Below are 16422 nucleotides of genomic sequence, written 5' to 3'. Positions count from 1 at the left end.
GATCCGCTCATAGAAAGGCCTTTCGCGGATCGAATGCATCGCGCGTTGCTTCACCGATGAAAATCAGCAGCGACAGCATCAGAGAAATGACGACAAAGCCGGTTATGCCAAGCCATGGTGCCTGAAGGTTGTTCTTGCCCTGGGCGAGCAATTCGCCCAGCGAAGCGGAACCTGGCGGCAGACCAAAGCCCAAAAAGTCGAGCGCGGTCAGTGTCGTGATCGAGCCATTGAGAATGAACGGCAGGAAGGTCAGCGTTGCCACCATGGCATTCGGCAACAAATGCCGCCACATGATGGTGCCGTTTTTCACGCCAAGCGCGCGGGCTGCATTCACATATTCAAAGTTTCGGGCGCGCAGGAACTCAGCGCGGACGACGCCGACGAAAGCCACCCATGAGAATAGCAGCATAATTCCGAGCAAGACCCAGAATCCGGGTGGTAATATCGCTGCAATTATCAGCAGCAGATAAAGCACCGGGATCGAAGACCAGATTTCGATGACGCGCTGGAAGATCAGATCGACCCAGCCGCCGAAATAACCCTGCACAGCACCAGCCGTTACGCCGATCACGGCTGAGAAGAAGGTGAGGATCAGGCCGAACAGCACGGAAATGCGGAAGCCATAAAGCGCACGCGCAAACACATCACGCGCCTGATCGTCTGTGCCGAGCCAGTTGAAGTTACCGACAATACAATTTGGATCATTCACACCGAGTGGATAGCGTTGGCAGCGCTGCTCGGCTGTATAAAGCCAGAATGGCTTGGATGGCGCAGCTTCTGGAATATCGTTATTGACCGTGTTGTAGGAATAGCGAACCGGCGGCCAGAGTGCCCAGCCATTGCTATTAATCTCGTCCTGAATAACCGGATCGCGATAATCCGTGACGGCATAAAAGCCGCCAAATTTCTCTTCCGGGTAATCAACAAAAACCGGCGTCAGCAGCTCGCCCTTGTAGGAAACGAGGATGGGTTTGTCATTTGCGATAAACTCGGAGCAAAGCGCCGCGACAAGCAGAAACAGGAAAATCCACAGCGACCAGTAACCGCGCTTATTGGCTTTGAAATTCTGCCAGCGTCGTTTGTTGAGCGGCGATAGAAACGGGCGCTTTACGGGCTTGGCGATCGGGTTGAGAGTGGCGTCTGTCATCACACGTCCCTCCGGTCAAAGTCGATGCGCGGATCAATCCATGTGTACATCAGATCAGACAACAGGCCGACCAGAAGGCCGATCAGTGAGAAAATAAACAGGCTGGCAAATACCACTGGATAATCACGATTGATAATCGACTGATAGCCGAGAAGCCCCAGACCATCGAGCGAGAAGATTGTTTCGATCAGCAGTGAGCCGGTGAAAAAAGCCGAGATAAATGCGCCCGGAAAACCGGCAATCACGATCAGCATCGCATTGCGAAACACATGGCGGTAAAGCACCTGATGTTCCGTAAGTCCTTTGGCGCGTGCGGTCGTCACATATTGTTTGCGGATTTCTTCCAGAAATGAATTCTTGGTCAAAAGCGTTGTGGTGGCAAAGGCCGACAGCACGAGCGCTGTTACCGGCAGAACCATGTGCCAGAGATAATCACCGATCTTTCCCCAAACTGACATCTGAGCAAAATCCGGCGAGGTGAGGCCGCGCAGCGGGAACCAGTCGAAGAACGAACCACCCGCAAACAGCACAATCAGCAGGATCGCAAACAGGAAGCTCGGAATAGCATAGCCGACGATAATGATGGCGCTGGTCCATGTATCAAAGCGGGTGCCTTCTTTGATCGCCTTGCGAATGCCCAGCGGGATCGAAATCAGATAGGACAGGAACGTGAGCCAGAGGCCGAGCGAGATCGAGACCGGCATCTTTTCTTTGATAAGGTCGATGACGCTGATATCGCGGAAGTAACTGCGGCCAAAATCAAAGCTCATGTAGCTCCAGAGCATATGGCCAAAACGCTCAAGCGGCGGCTTATCGAAGCCGAATTGCTTTTCAAGGTCGGCAATGAATTGTGGATCAAGACCCTGCGCGCCGCGATATTTGGAATTGACCGAGCCGCTATCGATAGCGGTTTGTCCGGCATCCGCGCCGCCGCCGGAAATACGATCAAGAGCGTCGCCCCCCTGACCGGATAGCTGCGCAATCACACGTTCGACAGGTCCACCGGGCGCAAACTGAACCACAGCAAAAGATATAGCCATAATGCCGAGGATCGTCGGAATCATCAGAAGCAGGCGGCGGAAAATATATGCGCCCATCAGCTCTCAATGCTCCGCATGTTCAGATTGCTCTCTCGGCTTGCCAATAGTTTCGCCTTTTTACTTTTTAAAATTACGGTTTAGTCCACCAAAGCGTCTCAACCGGAAAGCCATAATCGGGTTTCGGCTCCTTAAAGCCAAACCGATCCCAATAGGCAACCAGGTGATTCGCTGCTGTCCAATTTGGAATCCACTCCAGCCGGATACGCAAGTAGCGATCTAGCACCCGGATTGTTGCAATGAGCTCGTCGCGTGTGGAAACCTTGCCGACATCGTCGATTAGTGCGTCGATTATCGGGTCGGAAGTTCCCGGGAGATTATAGCTGCCCGGTGTTTTGGCTGATTGCGAACCGAACATGCCCGCGAGTGATTCTTTTGTGGGGGTTGCGCCAAACTGCATCGCTATGCCCACGAGATCAAAATCGAAATCCTGCATTCGCGCCTGATATTGGCTGGGGTCGACCAGTCGCAAACTGGCATCAATGCCGATTGCCCGCATTTTCTGCACAAACGGATTATAGATGCGGGAGAAGCTTTCCGAATTGCTGAGTATCTCCAGCGAGAATTTTTCTCCGCTCTGGCTGTGAAACTGGCCGTTCTTGCGTTCAAAGCCTGCCGCATGCATCAGCTCAATAGCGCGTGAAAACTGCTTGCGGTCACGACCGGAACCGTCCGAGACAGGCATGAGCGATACATCGTCAAACGCCGCTTCCGGAATTTTTCCACGATAGCGTTCCAGCACCTTCATTTCGTCCGGCGTTGGTACGCCCACGGCCTGAAAGTCAGAACCATTGAAGTTGGATTGCGAGCGTTCATAGGTGGAATAGAACAGGTTCGCATTGGTCCATTCAAAGTCGAAACAGAGATTGATTGCTTCGCGTACCCGCGGATCTCGAAAGCGTTCGCGGCGCTGGTTGAGCGCCCATGCCTGCATCAAAGGGCGCTTTTCTCGCGGGAAGGTGCGTTTGATAATCTTCTTTTGCTCGATAGCCGGGAAGTCGTAGGCCGTAGCCCAGTTTTTAGCGATGCTTTCCTGCCGAAAGTCGATACTGCCTTTCTTGAAAGCTTCAAATTCCGGTTGGCGATCACGGTAAAACTCAATGCGCAGAAGATCGAAGTTGTTGGAGCCGCGCTGCACCGGCAAATCTTTGGCCCAATAATCTTCAACGCGTTCATATTCGATTGACTGACCGGCGACTACTTTTCCGACGCGATAAGCGCCCGATCCAAGGATGACGTCCATGTTGGCCGTATCTAAATCGCGACCTTTAAACCAGTCTTTAGACAAGATCGGTAGTGTCACGGCATCAAGAATAGCGCTGGCACCACGATCAGCAGCAAAGTGCATCTCGACTTCGCGCTTGCTAATTTCCTTTACAGTCTCAAGCGCTGCAAGCGTTTGCCTTATATGCGGGTGGCCCTTTTCTTTCAGCGTCGTGTAAGTGAATACGACGTCTTTCGCTTCAATCGGTGAACCGTCATGAAAACGCGCTTCCTTGCGCAGTTTAAAGAGGCAGGTTTGCCGATCTTTGGAAAGCGTGACGCTTTCTGCAATCAACCCATAGACTGCATCCGGCTCGTCCAGCGCTGAAGCCATAAGACCGTCAAAGGTCAACTCCATACGTGGCGGCGCATCACCTTTGAAAGTCAACGTATTCAGTGTGTTGAATGTCGCCGTGTTCTGGTTCCAGTACCATGTATTTGGTGCGAGCGTGAACGTACCGCCCTTAAGCGCTTCCGGGTTCACATAATCGAAATGCGTGAACTCGGGCGGGTATTTCAGTTCGCCAAAGGCCGACAGTCCGTGCAAGGGCTTATCAACGGCAAGCTTTGCAAAAGCTTTTCCCGGCAAGCAGGCAGCGATGGCTGCACTGCCTGTAAGCCCGAGAAAATGGCGGCGATCCATGCGAAGAGCGGTCATTCTATTGGTACTCTACTGGGTGCCAGTCTTGATCTTTGATTCCTTTGCAGGATCTACCCACCACGAAAACGGGTCAATTCCCATATAATCGGGTTGCTTATCGGGCATACCAAACTTGTTCCAATAGGCCACATTGATGTGGTCAGAATACCATTGCGGAATGACATAGTAGTTCCACAACAGCGCACGATCGAGCGCGTGGCTTGCCGCTACCAATTCGTCACGATCTTTCGCATAGATGATGCGGTCAATCAGCTTGTCGATGGCTGGATTCTTGATACCCGCATAGTTACGGCTCCCTTTGAAGTCTGCTGCTTTCGAGCCCCACATATCGCGCTGCTCGTTGCCCGGAGAGGCAGTTTGTGCGGTAACAGACGATATGACGTCATAGTCAAAATCATTGAGGCGGGCCTGATACTGGGCGGCATCGACGGTGCGAATTCGTGCATCAATACCGATCTTTTTCAGGTTTTGGATATAGAGATTGTGGACACGCTCAAACGTTGGGCCGTCATCTAAAAACTCAATCGTGAACTGCTTGCCATTGGCGTCAACCAGCTTGTTGTTCTGTAATTTCCAGCCTGCTTCACCGAAGAGTTGCAGTGCCTTACGAAGATTATCGCGTGTTGCCTGCGGCGTGTCATAAACGGGCGCTTTAAACTCGTCTGTGAGGGCTGCTGCGGGCAGCGCATCTTTTACCGTTTCAAGAATTGCTTTTTCCTCAGCCGTTGGCGGCCCATCGAGCTGCAATTCATTGCCAGAGAAATAGCTGTTGATGCGGGTATATTGGTTGAAGAACAGCAAACGGTTCATGGTTTCAAAATCGAAAGCATATGTCAGCGCTTCACGCACTTTCGGATCCTGGAACTTGTCTTTGCGTGTGTTGAGGAAATAGCCCTGCATCCGCCCCACAGCATTATATGGGAAGGACTTCTTCACCACATCGCCGCGCTGTACCGCGGGGAAATTATACTGCTCGGCCCAACGCTGCGCCCGATTTTCATTACGATAATCGTATTGGCCACCTTTTTTGAAGGCTTCCCACGTTGCGTCTTCGCTTAAGTAATACTCGTACCGCACTTCATCAAAATTGTTGCGGCCAACACTATCCGGCAAATCCTTGCCCCAATAGTCGGCAACGCGCTCCCATACGACTGAACTACCCGGCACGGCGCTCTTGATCTTATAAGCACCTGACCCCAGCGGAATTTCCAGTGTCGGACGGCTGATGTCGCGTTGCCTTCCCTGTGCATCTTTGCCCTCCCACCAGTGCTTCGGAAGCACGGCAAGCTGCCCTAAGATTTGCGGAAGTTCGCGGTTGCCCTTTTCTGAGAAGGTAAATTTCACTTCATGGTCGCCGGTCTTTTCGACTTTTTCGACGTCGCCATAATACTTGTTATACATAGGCGACTGCTTTTTCAGCACGTCGAATGACCAGATGACATCATCTGCGGTGATCGGTTGGCCATCATGCCATTTCGCATTGGGATTGAGCTTGAACTTCACCCATGAATAATCATCAGGATACTGCAACGCTTCCGCGATCAGTGGATATTGTGTTGAACCCTGATCAAGCGAGTCGCTCATTAGCGTGTCGTAAAGCATCCCGCCGCCGAATGGGGCGAGGCCAGCTGCTGGCACACCTTGAATGACGTAAGGATTGAAGCTGTTGAATGTGCCAACCGCGACCTGATTGAGCGCGCCACCTTTCGGCGCATCAGGATTTACGTGGTCATAATGCTTGAAACCAGCTGGATATTTGGGTTCGCCGATAAGGCTGGAAGAGGTATGCCATTGTGGTTCGCCGTCCGCCGCGTAACCAAAGGATACCGCGTTCGCCAACATGGTGACTGCGAAAGCGCCCGCCCAAAAACCCTTCATCCAGCATCTCCGTTTCTGCTTCGGATATATTGGGACCAAGTTTTATGGGTTTTTGCGGAGGAAGAAAGGCGCTCGGGCAATAAATAGCTGGTCTAACTAAATTTTCTTTCAATTATCAGCTTTTTTAGCACTTTCTTGGTTCGCGGTGAACATTGTTGCTTTTGCCTAGCTGATGCATTTTGCGTTTTAAAGCTGATTGTTCCGTTCAGTTGCCTTGTTTTTCAGAAGTAGTCCGCTTTATTGCAAGTAATAACGAATATGACCAAGGCGTATAAAGGCTCGGCGAATGGTGCAAAACGAAACTTCAGCCACTGCAACTCAGGTTGAACCATTAAAAATACAAGACATCAAAGTCATTGATAACGTTAAACTGAAAAAAGCTATTACCGCTGCGGCGCTTGGCAACGCGATGGAATGGTTTGATTTCGGTGTTTATGGTTTTGTGGCCTATGCCTTGGGGCAGGTGTTTTTTCCCAATGCGGCACCCGGCATTCAGACCATTGCCGCATTGGCAACATTTTCGGTACCATTTCTTGTCCGCCCACTCGGCGGACTATTTTTCGGGGTGATGGGTGATCGCTTCGGACGTCAAAAAGTCTTGTCGCTAACGATTATCATCATGGCCGCGAGTACATTTTGTATCGGCCTTATCCCGTCCTATGCAACCATTGGCATCTGGGCACCTGTCTTGCTGCTTGTGTGCAAGCTCGTTCAGGGTTTCTCCGTTGGTGGCGAATATACAGGTGCTGCCATTTTCGTGGCGGAATATGCACCAGATCGCAGACGCGGATTCCTTGGCAGCTGGCTCGACTTTGGGTCGATCGCTGGTTTTGTGATGGGTGCCGGACTTGTTGTGTTTCTAAGCACAATGATGGGCGAGGCTTCATTTTTGGATTGGGGATGGCGTCTGCCGTTCTATCTGGCTGCGCCACTTGGGCTGATCGGGCTTTATCTTCGCCACGCGGCGGAAGAAACGCCAGCCTTCACCCAGCAGCTTGAGCGTATGGAGAAGGAAGACAAAGACGCGATTGAAGATCGTCCGCGCATATCTTTCAAAGAGATCGTTCGCAACTATTGGAAGTCATTGTCCGTATGCGTCGGCATGGTGCTTGTAACCAACGTCACCTACTACATGCTGTTGACTTATATGCCGACTTACCTGTCGCAAAGTCTTGGATATTCTGAAGATCACGGCGTTCTGATCATTATTGTTGTGATGATAGGAATGCTGTTTGTGCAGCCGGTTGTTGGCTTCTTCAGCGACCGTTTTGGTCGGAGGCCATTTCTGCTTATTGGTAGTTTGGGTTTGTTGTTTCTGTCCTTGCCCGCGTTTCATCTCGTTACGAGCGGTAACACGCCACAGATTTTTGCGGGCTTGCTCGTCTTAGCGGTTTTCCTGAACTGTTTGACTGGTGTTATGGCATCAACCTTGCCTGCTTTGTTCCCAGCAAGAATACGCTACAGCGCATTGGCGAGCGCGTTCAATATCTCGATCATTATCGCGGGCTTGACGCCGACACTGGCCGCCTGGTTGGTGGAAGCAACCGACAGCCTTTATGTGCCAGCCTATTATCTGATGATAGCTTCGGTCGTTGGTCTGATAACGGCGTTCTTTCTGCCCGAAACAGCCAATAAGCCGCTTCGTGGCGATACGCCGAGTGCGTCGAATAAGTCTGAAGCAAAGCTGCTGCTTCAAGAGGCCTATGATCATATTGAAGAACGCGTTGAAGATATTGACGAAAAGATCGCATCTCTCGAAGGCGATATAGAAGCGCTGAGAATACGCAGGCAATCTCTGGTGGATCGTCATCCGAAGCTGAACTGATGCGCAAAACAAAAATGCCGGGCAAAGCCCGGCATTTTTTATCTCGTAACTGTTGAGTTTTAGTTAGCCGGTGCGGGTTGAGCTGGTGCTGGATCAGCTGGTTTTTCCGCTTCACCAGCAGCTGGTGCTGCTTCGCCTTCAGGCTTTGCTTCGCCACCTGTAGCAGGCGCTGCGTCAGCAGTTGGAAGCGGTGCAGGATTGTCGGCAAGGGTGCGCAGGAACGCAATCAGATCAGCGCGTTCATTGTCCTTTTTGTCGCCAGCAAAACCCATGGCCGTGCCTTTGATGTAGCCTTTTGGCGAGGTGAGGAACTTGTTGAGATGTTCATAATCCCATTTGTTTCCTTCCGCACCGAAAGCCTTCATGGCAGCGGAATAGCCAAAGCCATCAACTGATGCGGCTGGGCGGTCCACTACATCCCAAAGATGCGGGCCAACCTTGTTGGCTCCACCTTTTTCAGATGTGTGACAGGCAGCACAACGCTTGAAAACTGTCTCGCCGCGCGCAGGATCAGCAGATTGCATAAGAACAGCAATCGACACTTCTTCCTTGGCTGGAGCTGCTTCGCCGCCTGTTGAAGCCTCTGCTGCTTCAATTATGAAACCTGGTTTTTCAGGTGCAGGTGCATGAAACAACGTATCGGACAGAATGCCGGTTGTCATGACAACAAAAACTGCGGCTAGAAAAGCCATGATAAACTTGTTCGTCCGGGTTGAATTCATCGCCGGTCAGCGCTCCCTCTACTCAACGCCTCCAAAGGCCGGCATGCAAAACCTATGTGTAAGTCTGGCAAGTCTCTCCCCGGCATTGGGCGGAAACTAGGTCTTTTACCGGGGGGGTGCAACACTTATAAGGTCTGCTACCCCCGTGACTTTTTGACACTTTTGCTGCAATGGGTGGGTAGATAAATGTCAAAAGAAGGCGCAAGAAGACCTTTCCGGCTAAACCACACATGACGAGACGATCATGCTTCAGACTTTGAAAACACTGACACTCATTCCGGCGCGCATGGCCTCAGTTCGCCTGCCAAACAAGCCTCTTGCGGATATTTGCGGCAAGCCGATGATCGTGCATGTGGCAGACAGGGCTGTGGCAGCAAAGCTTGGCCGCACGGTGGTAGCGACAGACAGTGAAGAGGTTTTTGCCGCCGTTCAGGCACATGGGCATGAGGTCATTATGACGCGCAGTGATCATGAGTCGGGTTCGGACCGAATTTATGAAGCGCTGCAAAAAGTCGATCCGAATGGCGAGATCGAAGCAGTGGTCAATGTGCAGGGCGACTTGCCGACAATCGATCCAGAAACAATCCGCCGCTCTTTGCTGCCACTGGTTGATGGCTCTGCCGATATTGCAACGCTCGGCGTAGAGATCACTCTCGATGAGGAAAAGATCAATCCCAACGTGGTGAAGATCGTCGGCTCACCAATGAATGGCGGCGAGCGTTTGCGTGCGCTTTATTTCACGCGCGCGACCGCCCCTTATGGCGATGGTCCGCTGTATCACCACATCGGTCTTTATGCCTATCGCCGTGCGGCGCTTGAGCGTTTTGTGAAGATTGGCCCATCTGTGCTTGAAAAACGAGAAAAGCTTGAGCAATTGCGCGCCCTTGAAGACGGAATGCGCATAGAAGCAGAGATTGTCCGCACCGTTCCGCTTGGCGTTGATACGCAGGCTGATCTTGACCGGGCACGGGAAATTATCGCAAAGGGTTTGTGATAAATAAGCTTCGATTGTTGCGGAGCATTTGAGAAAGTACGGACACGATGAAGACCAACCGGATTTCCTTTCAGGGTGAAGCGGGCGCCAATTCCGATACGGCTTGCCGCAACATGTTTCCCGATATGGAGCCTTTGCCGTGCCCGACTTTTGAAGATGCGTTCAACGCGGTTGAAAGCGGTGCTGCCGATCTTGCGATGATTCCCATCGAGAACACGCTTGCTGGTCGCGTTGCCGATATTCACTATCTGCTGCCGCTGGCTGATATTCATATCGTCGGCGAATATTTCCTGCCGATCCATTTTCAGTTGATGGTGCTTCCGGGCGTAAAACGCGAAGAGATCAAAACGGTTCACAGCCATGTTCATGCGCTGGGTCAGTGCCGCAAAGTCATTCGGGAAAACGGCTGGAAGCCGGTGATCGCAGGCGACACGGCAGGTGCTGCACGTCTTGTTGCAGATATGCAGGACCGCTCGATGGCGGCCCTTGCGCCACGCTTAGCGTCTGAACTTTATGGCCTCGATATTCTGGAAGAGAATGTTGAAGACGCAGAAGACAACGTGACCCGTTTCGTTGTTCTGTCAAAGACCAAGAAATGGGAACCACGTCCCGAAAAGGACGAGCGCATTATCACGACCTTCGTATTCCGCGTGCGCAACGTCCCTGCGGCCCTTTACAAAGCAATGGGCGGTTTTGCGACCAATGGCGTCAACATGACCAAGCTGGAAAGCTATCAGGTTGGTGGACGTTTCATTGCCACGCAGTTTTATGCGGATATTGAAGGCCATCCGGAAGACCGTAACGTGCAGCTTGCTTTGGAAGAACTGGCGTTTTTCTCAAAGGAAGTACGCATTCTTGGCGTCTATAAGGGCAGCGATATTCGCGGCACACAATTGCTGGCGGCGGAGTAACCCGCATTTCCAGCGAAAGTGGGAACCGGTTTCGCGTAGGAGAATGCGCGAAAATAATTAGAGCGGCGTAGCCGCTCTAACCCTCTGCCCAGGCTCTGATCAAATGGGTTGCGATGGCACCGCTTGCCGGTACACGCAGCCCATTTTCATGTGTGCCTGCGAGCATGGCACGCACTTCTGACTTATCGAACCAGCGACCATCTTCAAGTTCTGAATGATCAATAGTGAAGTCGTCGGATAGCACTTCGGCATGACAGCCAATCATCAGTGAATAGGGGAACGGCCATGGCTGGCTTGCGTGATAGCCAACGCGACCGATTGCCAAGCCCATTTCCTCAAAGCTTTCGCGACGAACTGCTGCTTCAATTGTTTCGCCATGCTCGATAAAGCCCGCAAGGCAAGAATAAGAACCAGCAGTAAAATGCGCGCTGCGTGCGAGAATGCATTTTTCGCCGCGAACCGGCAGCATGATCGCCACCGGATCAGTGCGCGGAAAATGCTCAGTGCTGCAATTGGGGCAAACGCGCTTTGCACCACCGGCGCGCATTTCGCTTTTGGTGCCGCAACGTCCACAATAGCGATGATTGCTGTGCCATGCGGTTAGTGCTGCAGCCTGTGCCAGCGCACCAACAATATCCGAAGGAACCAGTCCTTCCATATAAATGCTGCGATAATCCTGCACGCGGTAAGGCTGCTCGATTGCATCCGGATCAAGCGGTGCCATCAGTGCAACAATCGGCGCACCATCCTGTAAGCCCAGCAGAATAGGCTCATGCAAATCTGGCGAGAAAGCCTGTACTTCAGTGAGCGAGTACAGGGCGCGGGGTTCCTGTTCTTCCGTGTAATCAAGCAGAAGCTTGTTGCCGCCCAGAACCAACACGCGGGTTTCCGGCAATGCCAATGCTGTGAAAGCAGAATCGTCCTGTCGTTTTTCGGATAGGCGGTCAATGCGGTTGCCTGCAAAGCCGACGAGGCGGCTCGGCTCAATTTCCGGCAGGTCGTAAAGGCGAAAAGCCATGATGTTCTCGGGAAATGTTTGGAAGGGGATCAGAGTGCTGCGCGAATGTCTTCGATCAGCTTGTGGGCTTCGTCATCGCTATAAGGCTCGCGTGTGCCATGCCCCCAGACAGGTCCGGGCCAGCCAGCGTCGCCTTCATTGCGCGCAATCACATGCATATGCAATTGCCGAACCATATTGCCCAAAGCGCCGGTATTGATTTTGAGACAATTGGTGGCGCTTTTAAGAGCCTGCGAAACGATTGCCGCTTCAAAGGTCAGCATAGTCTGATCAAGCGGTGTGAGGTCGTGTATCTCGGATAATTTAGCACGTCGCGGCACAAGTATCAGCCATGGCCAGCGCTTGTCATTCATCAAGCGCAGTTCGCAAAGGCCAAGCTTGGCTACTGAAAAAGTGTCGGCATCAAGCCGTTTATCGAGTTCAAACTGTTCCATAGAATAATTCTTATCAGTTTTTTTGTCTCTGCGCTTGCTTTTTGCTTGGTAATTGACGATATGCAGCGTGGGAGGTTGGTGGTGGACGAGCCACTCGCCAACCGGGTCAGGTCCGGAAGGAAGCAGCCCCAACGAGCACGGCACGGGTCATCGTGCCAGCCTCCCACCTTTCTAAAACGATCATGGCTGTTGATGGTTGATAAGCCATCGCCAAAGCCACTTTCGTCTCTGGTCCAAACTGTTTAGAGTTTGTTGATCGGAACAAGCGAACAGAGAACGGAAGGGTCGCAATGGACACAAAATCCGAAACTGGCGCTTATCGCGTTCTCGCCCGCAAATATCGCCCCCAGAATTTCAATGATCTGATCGGCCAGGAGCCGATGGTCCGCACGCTGAAAAACGCGTTCGAGACTGGCCGTATTGCGCAGGCATGGATGCTGACTGGTGTTCGCGGTGTGGGCAAAACTACGACGGCACGTATTCTGGCGCGTGCGCTCAATTACAAGACCGATACTGTCGATCAGCCGTCGATTGATCTCTCCGTAATGGGTGAGCATTGTCAGGCGATCATGGAAGGCCGCCATGTCGATGTGATCGAGATGGATGCGGCCTCGCATACGGGTATCGACGATATTCGCGAAATCATCGAGCAGGTGCGCTATCGCCCTGTGTCGGCGCGGTACAAAGTCTACATCATCGACGAAGTTCACATGCTGTCCAATCAGGCCTTCAACGGCCTGCTGAAGACGCTTGAAGAGCCGCCGCCGCATGTAAAATTCATCTTTGCGACCACCGAAATTCGCAAAGTGCCGATCACGGTTCTGTCGCGCTGTCAGCGTTTTGACCTTCGCCGTATCGAATCGGGCACGTTGGCTGCACACCTGCGCCGTATTGCGGAATCAGAAGCGATCGAAGTCGATGACACATCGCTTGCGATGATTGCGCGTGCGGGCGAAGGCTCGGCACGCGATTCGCTTTCGATTTTCGATCAGGCGATTGCGCATGGTGCAGGGCATGTCTCAGCAGAGGCTGTGCGTTCAATGCTCGGCCTTGCCGACCGTGCGCGCATCATCGATCTGTTTGAGATGATTATGCGTGGTGATGTGGCCGGTGCGCTGACCGAGTTCCGCGCGCAATATGATGTTGGTGCTGATCCATCAGTCGTGCTGACGGACCTCGCCGATTTCAATCATCTGGTAACGCGTCTGCGCTTTACGCCGGATGTGGCTGAAGATGTGTCGCTCTCGGAAGATGAGCGCGTACGTGGCCGCGACTTCTCGCAAAAACTGTCCGTGCGTGTGCTTTCGCGTACGTGGCAGATGCTGCTCAAGGGCATTGCGGAAGTGGATACGGCAACGCGGCCTGTGCAGGCGGCGGAAATGCTGCTGATCCGTCTCGCGCACGCAGCCGACCTGCCAACGCTGGATGAAGCCTTGCGTGGCTTGGAAAATGGATCAGTGTCAGCACCACGTCCTCAGCCGTCAGGTGGCGCACGCTCCAATGGCAGCTCACAGCCGGAAGCGCGCAGCAGTGTTGATGCAGTTGCCGCCTCAACCATGATGCCTGCGTCGGGTGGTCCTGCAACTGCCATGCGTCTCGTTGAATCGCCGCCGCAGCCTATTCAGCCCGTTGCGCCCCAGCAGTTTGTCGATAATACACCGCAACCTTCGGTTCAAATTAACAGCCTCAACGATATTGTTTCCCTGGCTGATAAGTTCCGCGACATGCAGTTCAAGATTCTGGTCAAGAACTGTGTGCGCATGTCGTCTATTGCAGCAGGACGGCTGGAAATCGGCTTGACGGACGATGCGCCAAAATCACTGCCAAGCGATATTGCGCAACGTCTTTTGAACTGGACGAGCATTCGCTGGGTGGTGAGCGTTGTGCGCGATGTTTCGGGACAAACCGTTGCCGAAGCTGAAACCGAGCGTCGCGATAATCTTGTAACCGATGCGCGTGCTGATCCCGATGTTGCTGCAATTCTGGCGGCTTTTCCCGGCGCAAAGATCACAGATGTCCGCATTGCCGTTGCAGAACAGAGCGACGATGACGATATAGACCTTGATACGATTGAAGACGTGCCCGGCGCGCCTTCTGACGATGACTGAATTTTAGAGCGCATCCCGAAAAGTGCGAAGTGGTTTTCGGATTAAGATGCGCGTTCAAAAAATGATGGAGTGAACCCATGCGTGACATGATGGGCATGATGAAACAGGCGAAGGAATTGCAGGCCAAAATGAAGGCCATGCAGGACGAGATCGCTGATCTTGAAGCAACCGCTTCTTCGGGTGGCGGTCTTGTTACCGTTACGCTTTCCGGCAAGGGCACTTTATCGTCTCTCAAGATCGATCCTTCGATGATGAAGGAAGAAGATACCGAAATCCTCGAAGACCTGATCATCGCAGCTCATAATGATGCCAAGGCGAAGCTCGAAGCTGAAATGGCTGAAAAGACCCAGTCTCTGACCGCCGGTCTGCCAATTCCTCCGGGCTTCAAGCTGCCATTTTAAAACTGTTCGGGGAGCGTTTCAGCTCCCCTTTTTATCTCCTTATGACTCCCTAACTTTTTAAAGCAGCATGTCAAAACGTATCGCCGGTCCTGAAATTGAACGTCTGATCCAGCTTCTGGCGCGAGTGCCGGGATTGGGACCACGTTCTGCACGTCGTGCGGCTTTGCACCTGATCAAGAAGAAAGAGGCGCTTCTTGTGCCGCTTGGCGGTGCCATGCAAGAGGCGGCTGAAAAAGTACGCATCTGCTCGTGCTGCGGTAATGTCGATACATCTGATCCCTGCACGATCTGCACTGATGATCGCCGCGACCCAGCAATCCTGATTGTCGTCGAAGACGTGTCCGATCTCTGGGCGCTCGAACGCGCTGGCACCATGAATGTGCGTTATCATGTGCTGGGTGGGCGATTGTCGCCATTGGATGGCATCGGGCCTGATGATCTTAACATCAAGGGACTGGTCGAACGTGTGGCCTCAGGCGACGTCAAAGAAGTGATTCTTGCAGTCAATGCGACTGTCGAAGGTCAAACCACCGCGCATTACATCACCGATCAGCTGACAAATTTTGAAGTTCGTGTCACGCGGCTTGCCCATGGTGTGCCAGTGGGTGGTGAGCTTGATTATCTTGATGAAGGAACGCTTGCGGCGGCTCTGCGGGCGCGAACAGCACTCTGACACGCTATTTGGGAGACGCTTATGAAGGCTGGATTCTGGAAACAAGGCCTGACAACGGCTCTTTGTCTCGCTGCATCGCTGTTCGTAACATCTTCTTTTGCCGCTCCTTCCAAAGCGCAGATCGAAAGTCAGTATCGCAACTGGATTGAAAAAGACCTTTGGCCGGAGGCAAAAGCCGCCGGCGTTTCACGCCCTGTTTTTGAGCAGGCCTTCGCAGGCGTTAGCATTAACTGGAAACTGCCGGATTTGGTTATCCCCGGCGAAAAGCCAACGGGACCAAAAGAGCAGAAACAGGCCGAATTCGGTGCTCCGGGTAAATATTTCAACGATAAGACCGTTGGTAGCGTCACCAATGGCGGCAAGGCACGGCTTGGTCAGAATGCAAGCCTGCTCAAAAGCATTGAGCAGCAATATGGCGTGCCGGGCCGGATTGTGGTTGCCATTTGGGGGCGCGAGTCTGGCTTTGGCACGGTAAAAATTCCTTACAATGCCTTTGAAGTGCTAGGCACCAAAGCCTTCATGGCAACCCGCAAGGATATGTTCCGCAAGGAGCTGATTGCAGCGCTTGAGATTACATCGCGCGGTTACATTGCCAATGGCGCGATGAAAAGCTCGTGGGCGGGCGCTCTGGGCCAGCCGCAATTCATGCCAACATCCTATCTCAAACATGCTGTTGATTTTGATGGCGACGGCAAGCGCGACATCTGGAACTCTGTGCCGGATACACTGGCATCAATCGCCAATTATCTCAAAATCCACGGCTGGCAGGCAGGGCGCGACTGGGGCTATGAGGTCAATGTGCCTCAGAATATCTCGTGCTCGCTTGAAGGGCCTGATCAAGGCAAGACGTTTGCTGAGTGGTCAAAGCTTGGCATCACTCGCACAAACGGCAAGGCATTTCCGGCCAATGAAATGCGCGGCGAGGGCTTTTTACTGATGCCCGCTGGTCGCTATGGTCCGGCCTTTATCGTGACACCGAATTTCTACGTCATCAAAGATTACAATATGAGCGATCTTTATGCGCTCTTCATTGGCCATATTGGGGACCGTATCGCCTATGGCGCTGGCGATTTTCAAACCCAATGGGGCAACGTCGGCACCATGTATCGCTCTGACATTCTGGCGATGCAAAAGCGCATGCAGGCGCAAGGTTATGATATCGGCAAGGCGGATGGACTGCCGGGTTTCAAAACGCGTCGTTCGATTGGTCTCTGGCAGTCCAAAAATGGAATGGCACCAACATGCTTTACCCAGCCTGAACTGGTAAAGTCCATTCGCTAAAATCTGCGC

Annotated in this window: 14 protein-coding genes and 1 other RNA gene; 8 read left to right on the top strand and 7 right to left on the bottom strand. The window is 52.6% G+C overall.

What is annotated here, in order from left to right:
* Positions 1–7: 7 nt before the first annotated feature.
* From ACOZHT_RS04905 to ACOZHT_RS04890, 4 genes are all read right to left on the bottom strand, one after another.
* A complete protein-coding gene (locus ACOZHT_RS04905) occupies positions 8–1147 on the bottom strand; it encodes an ABC transporter permease (protein WP_339509200.1) in 1140 nt (379 codons plus the stop codon).
* Positions 1147–2244, bottom strand: coding sequence for a microcin C ABC transporter permease YejB (locus tag ACOZHT_RS04900; RefSeq protein WP_339509201.1), 1098 nt, complete (start codon positions 2242–2244; stop codon positions 1147–1149). The genes ACOZHT_RS04905 and ACOZHT_RS04900 overlap by 1 nt, the downstream gene beginning before the upstream one ends.
* A gap of 73 nt (positions 2245–2317) precedes the next feature.
* Positions 2318–4165 (bottom strand): extracellular solute-binding protein, encoded by a 1848-nt coding sequence (locus ACOZHT_RS04895; protein WP_339509202.1) that lies wholly within the window; start codon positions 4163–4165, stop codon positions 2318–2320.
* A gap of 12 nt (positions 4166–4177) precedes the next feature.
* Positions 4178–6046, bottom strand: coding sequence for an extracellular solute-binding protein (locus ACOZHT_RS04890; protein WP_339509203.1), 1869 nt, complete (start codon positions 6044–6046; stop codon positions 4178–4180).
* A gap of 286 nt (positions 6047–6332) precedes the next feature.
* On the opposite strand from ACOZHT_RS04890, the gene proP reads away from it, so the two are divergent.
* Complete coding sequence (gene proP, locus ACOZHT_RS04885; RefSeq protein ID WP_339509204.1) at positions 6333–7871, top strand: glycine betaine/L-proline transporter ProP; 1539 nt, start codon at positions 6333–6335, stop codon at positions 7869–7871.
* A gap of 59 nt (positions 7872–7930) precedes the next feature.
* Here the strand turns inward: proP and ACOZHT_RS04880 are convergent, their stop codons facing one another.
* On the bottom strand, positions 7931–8593 hold the full coding sequence (locus tag ACOZHT_RS04880; protein ID WP_339509205.1) for a cytochrome c family protein: 663 nt from the start codon (positions 8591–8593) through the stop codon (positions 7931–7933).
* Positions 8594–8837: 244 nt separating this feature from the next.
* Between ACOZHT_RS04880 and ACOZHT_RS04875 the strand changes: the two genes are divergently transcribed.
* On the top strand, positions 8838–9587 hold the full coding sequence (locus tag ACOZHT_RS04875; protein WP_339509206.1) for a 3-deoxy-manno-octulosonate cytidylyltransferase: 750 nt from the start codon (positions 8838–8840) through the stop codon (positions 9585–9587).
* Between the two features lie 47 nt (positions 9588–9634).
* Complete coding sequence (locus ACOZHT_RS04870) at positions 9635–10498, top strand: prephenate dehydratase (RefSeq protein ID WP_250039317.1); 864 nt, start codon at positions 9635–9637, stop codon at positions 10496–10498.
* Between the two features lie 76 nt (positions 10499–10574).
* On the opposite strand, the gene nudC is transcribed toward ACOZHT_RS04870, so the two are convergent.
* Both nudC and ACOZHT_RS04860 read right to left on the bottom strand, forming a co-directional pair.
* Positions 10575–11516: an NAD(+) diphosphatase gene (gene nudC, locus ACOZHT_RS04865; protein ID WP_421565354.1), complete on the bottom strand. Its 942-nt coding sequence runs from the start codon at positions 11514–11516 to the stop codon at positions 10575–10577.
* 29 nt (positions 11517–11545) lie between these two features.
* Positions 11546–11950: an HIT family protein gene (locus ACOZHT_RS04860; RefSeq protein WP_339509208.1), complete on the bottom strand. Its 405-nt coding sequence runs from the start codon at positions 11948–11950 to the stop codon at positions 11546–11548.
* Between the two features lie 70 nt (positions 11951–12020).
* Here ACOZHT_RS04860 and ffs point away from each other — a divergent pair.
* The 5 genes from ffs to ACOZHT_RS04835 all read left to right on the top strand — a co-directional run bounded on the left by ffs (position 12021) and on the right by ACOZHT_RS04835 (position 16413).
* An RNA gene (ffs, locus tag ACOZHT_RS04855) (signal recognition particle sRNA small type) lies at positions 12021–12117 on the top strand.
* A gap of 39 nt (positions 12118–12156) precedes the next feature.
* On the top strand, positions 12157–14058 hold the full coding sequence (locus ACOZHT_RS04850; RefSeq protein WP_339509513.1) for a DNA polymerase III subunit gamma/tau: 1902 nt from the start codon (positions 12157–12159) through the stop codon (positions 14056–14058).
* A gap of 77 nt (positions 14059–14135) precedes the next feature.
* Complete coding sequence (locus tag ACOZHT_RS04845; protein WP_094506038.1) at positions 14136–14459, top strand: YbaB/EbfC family nucleoid-associated protein; 324 nt, start codon at positions 14136–14138, stop codon at positions 14457–14459.
* A 67-nt stretch (positions 14460–14526) separates the two neighbouring features.
* Positions 14527–15132: a recombination mediator RecR gene (gene recR, locus ACOZHT_RS04840; protein ID WP_339509210.1), complete on the top strand. Its 606-nt coding sequence runs from the start codon at positions 14527–14529 to the stop codon at positions 15130–15132.
* Positions 15133–15153: 21 nt separating this feature from the next.
* Positions 15154–16413: a lytic murein transglycosylase gene (locus ACOZHT_RS04835; protein ID WP_339509212.1), complete on the top strand. Its 1260-nt coding sequence runs from the start codon at positions 15154–15156 to the stop codon at positions 16411–16413.
* The last annotated feature ends 9 nt before the right edge of the window (positions 16414–16422 follow it).

This window comes from Ochrobactrum sp. EDr1-4, assembly GCF_049199085.1.
In the GTDB taxonomy this organism is placed as follows: Bacteria; Pseudomonadota; Alphaproteobacteria; order Rhizobiales; family Rhizobiaceae; genus Brucella.
Note: the sequence above shows the minus strand (reverse complement) of the source record. Positions and strands in the feature narration are given on the sequence as shown.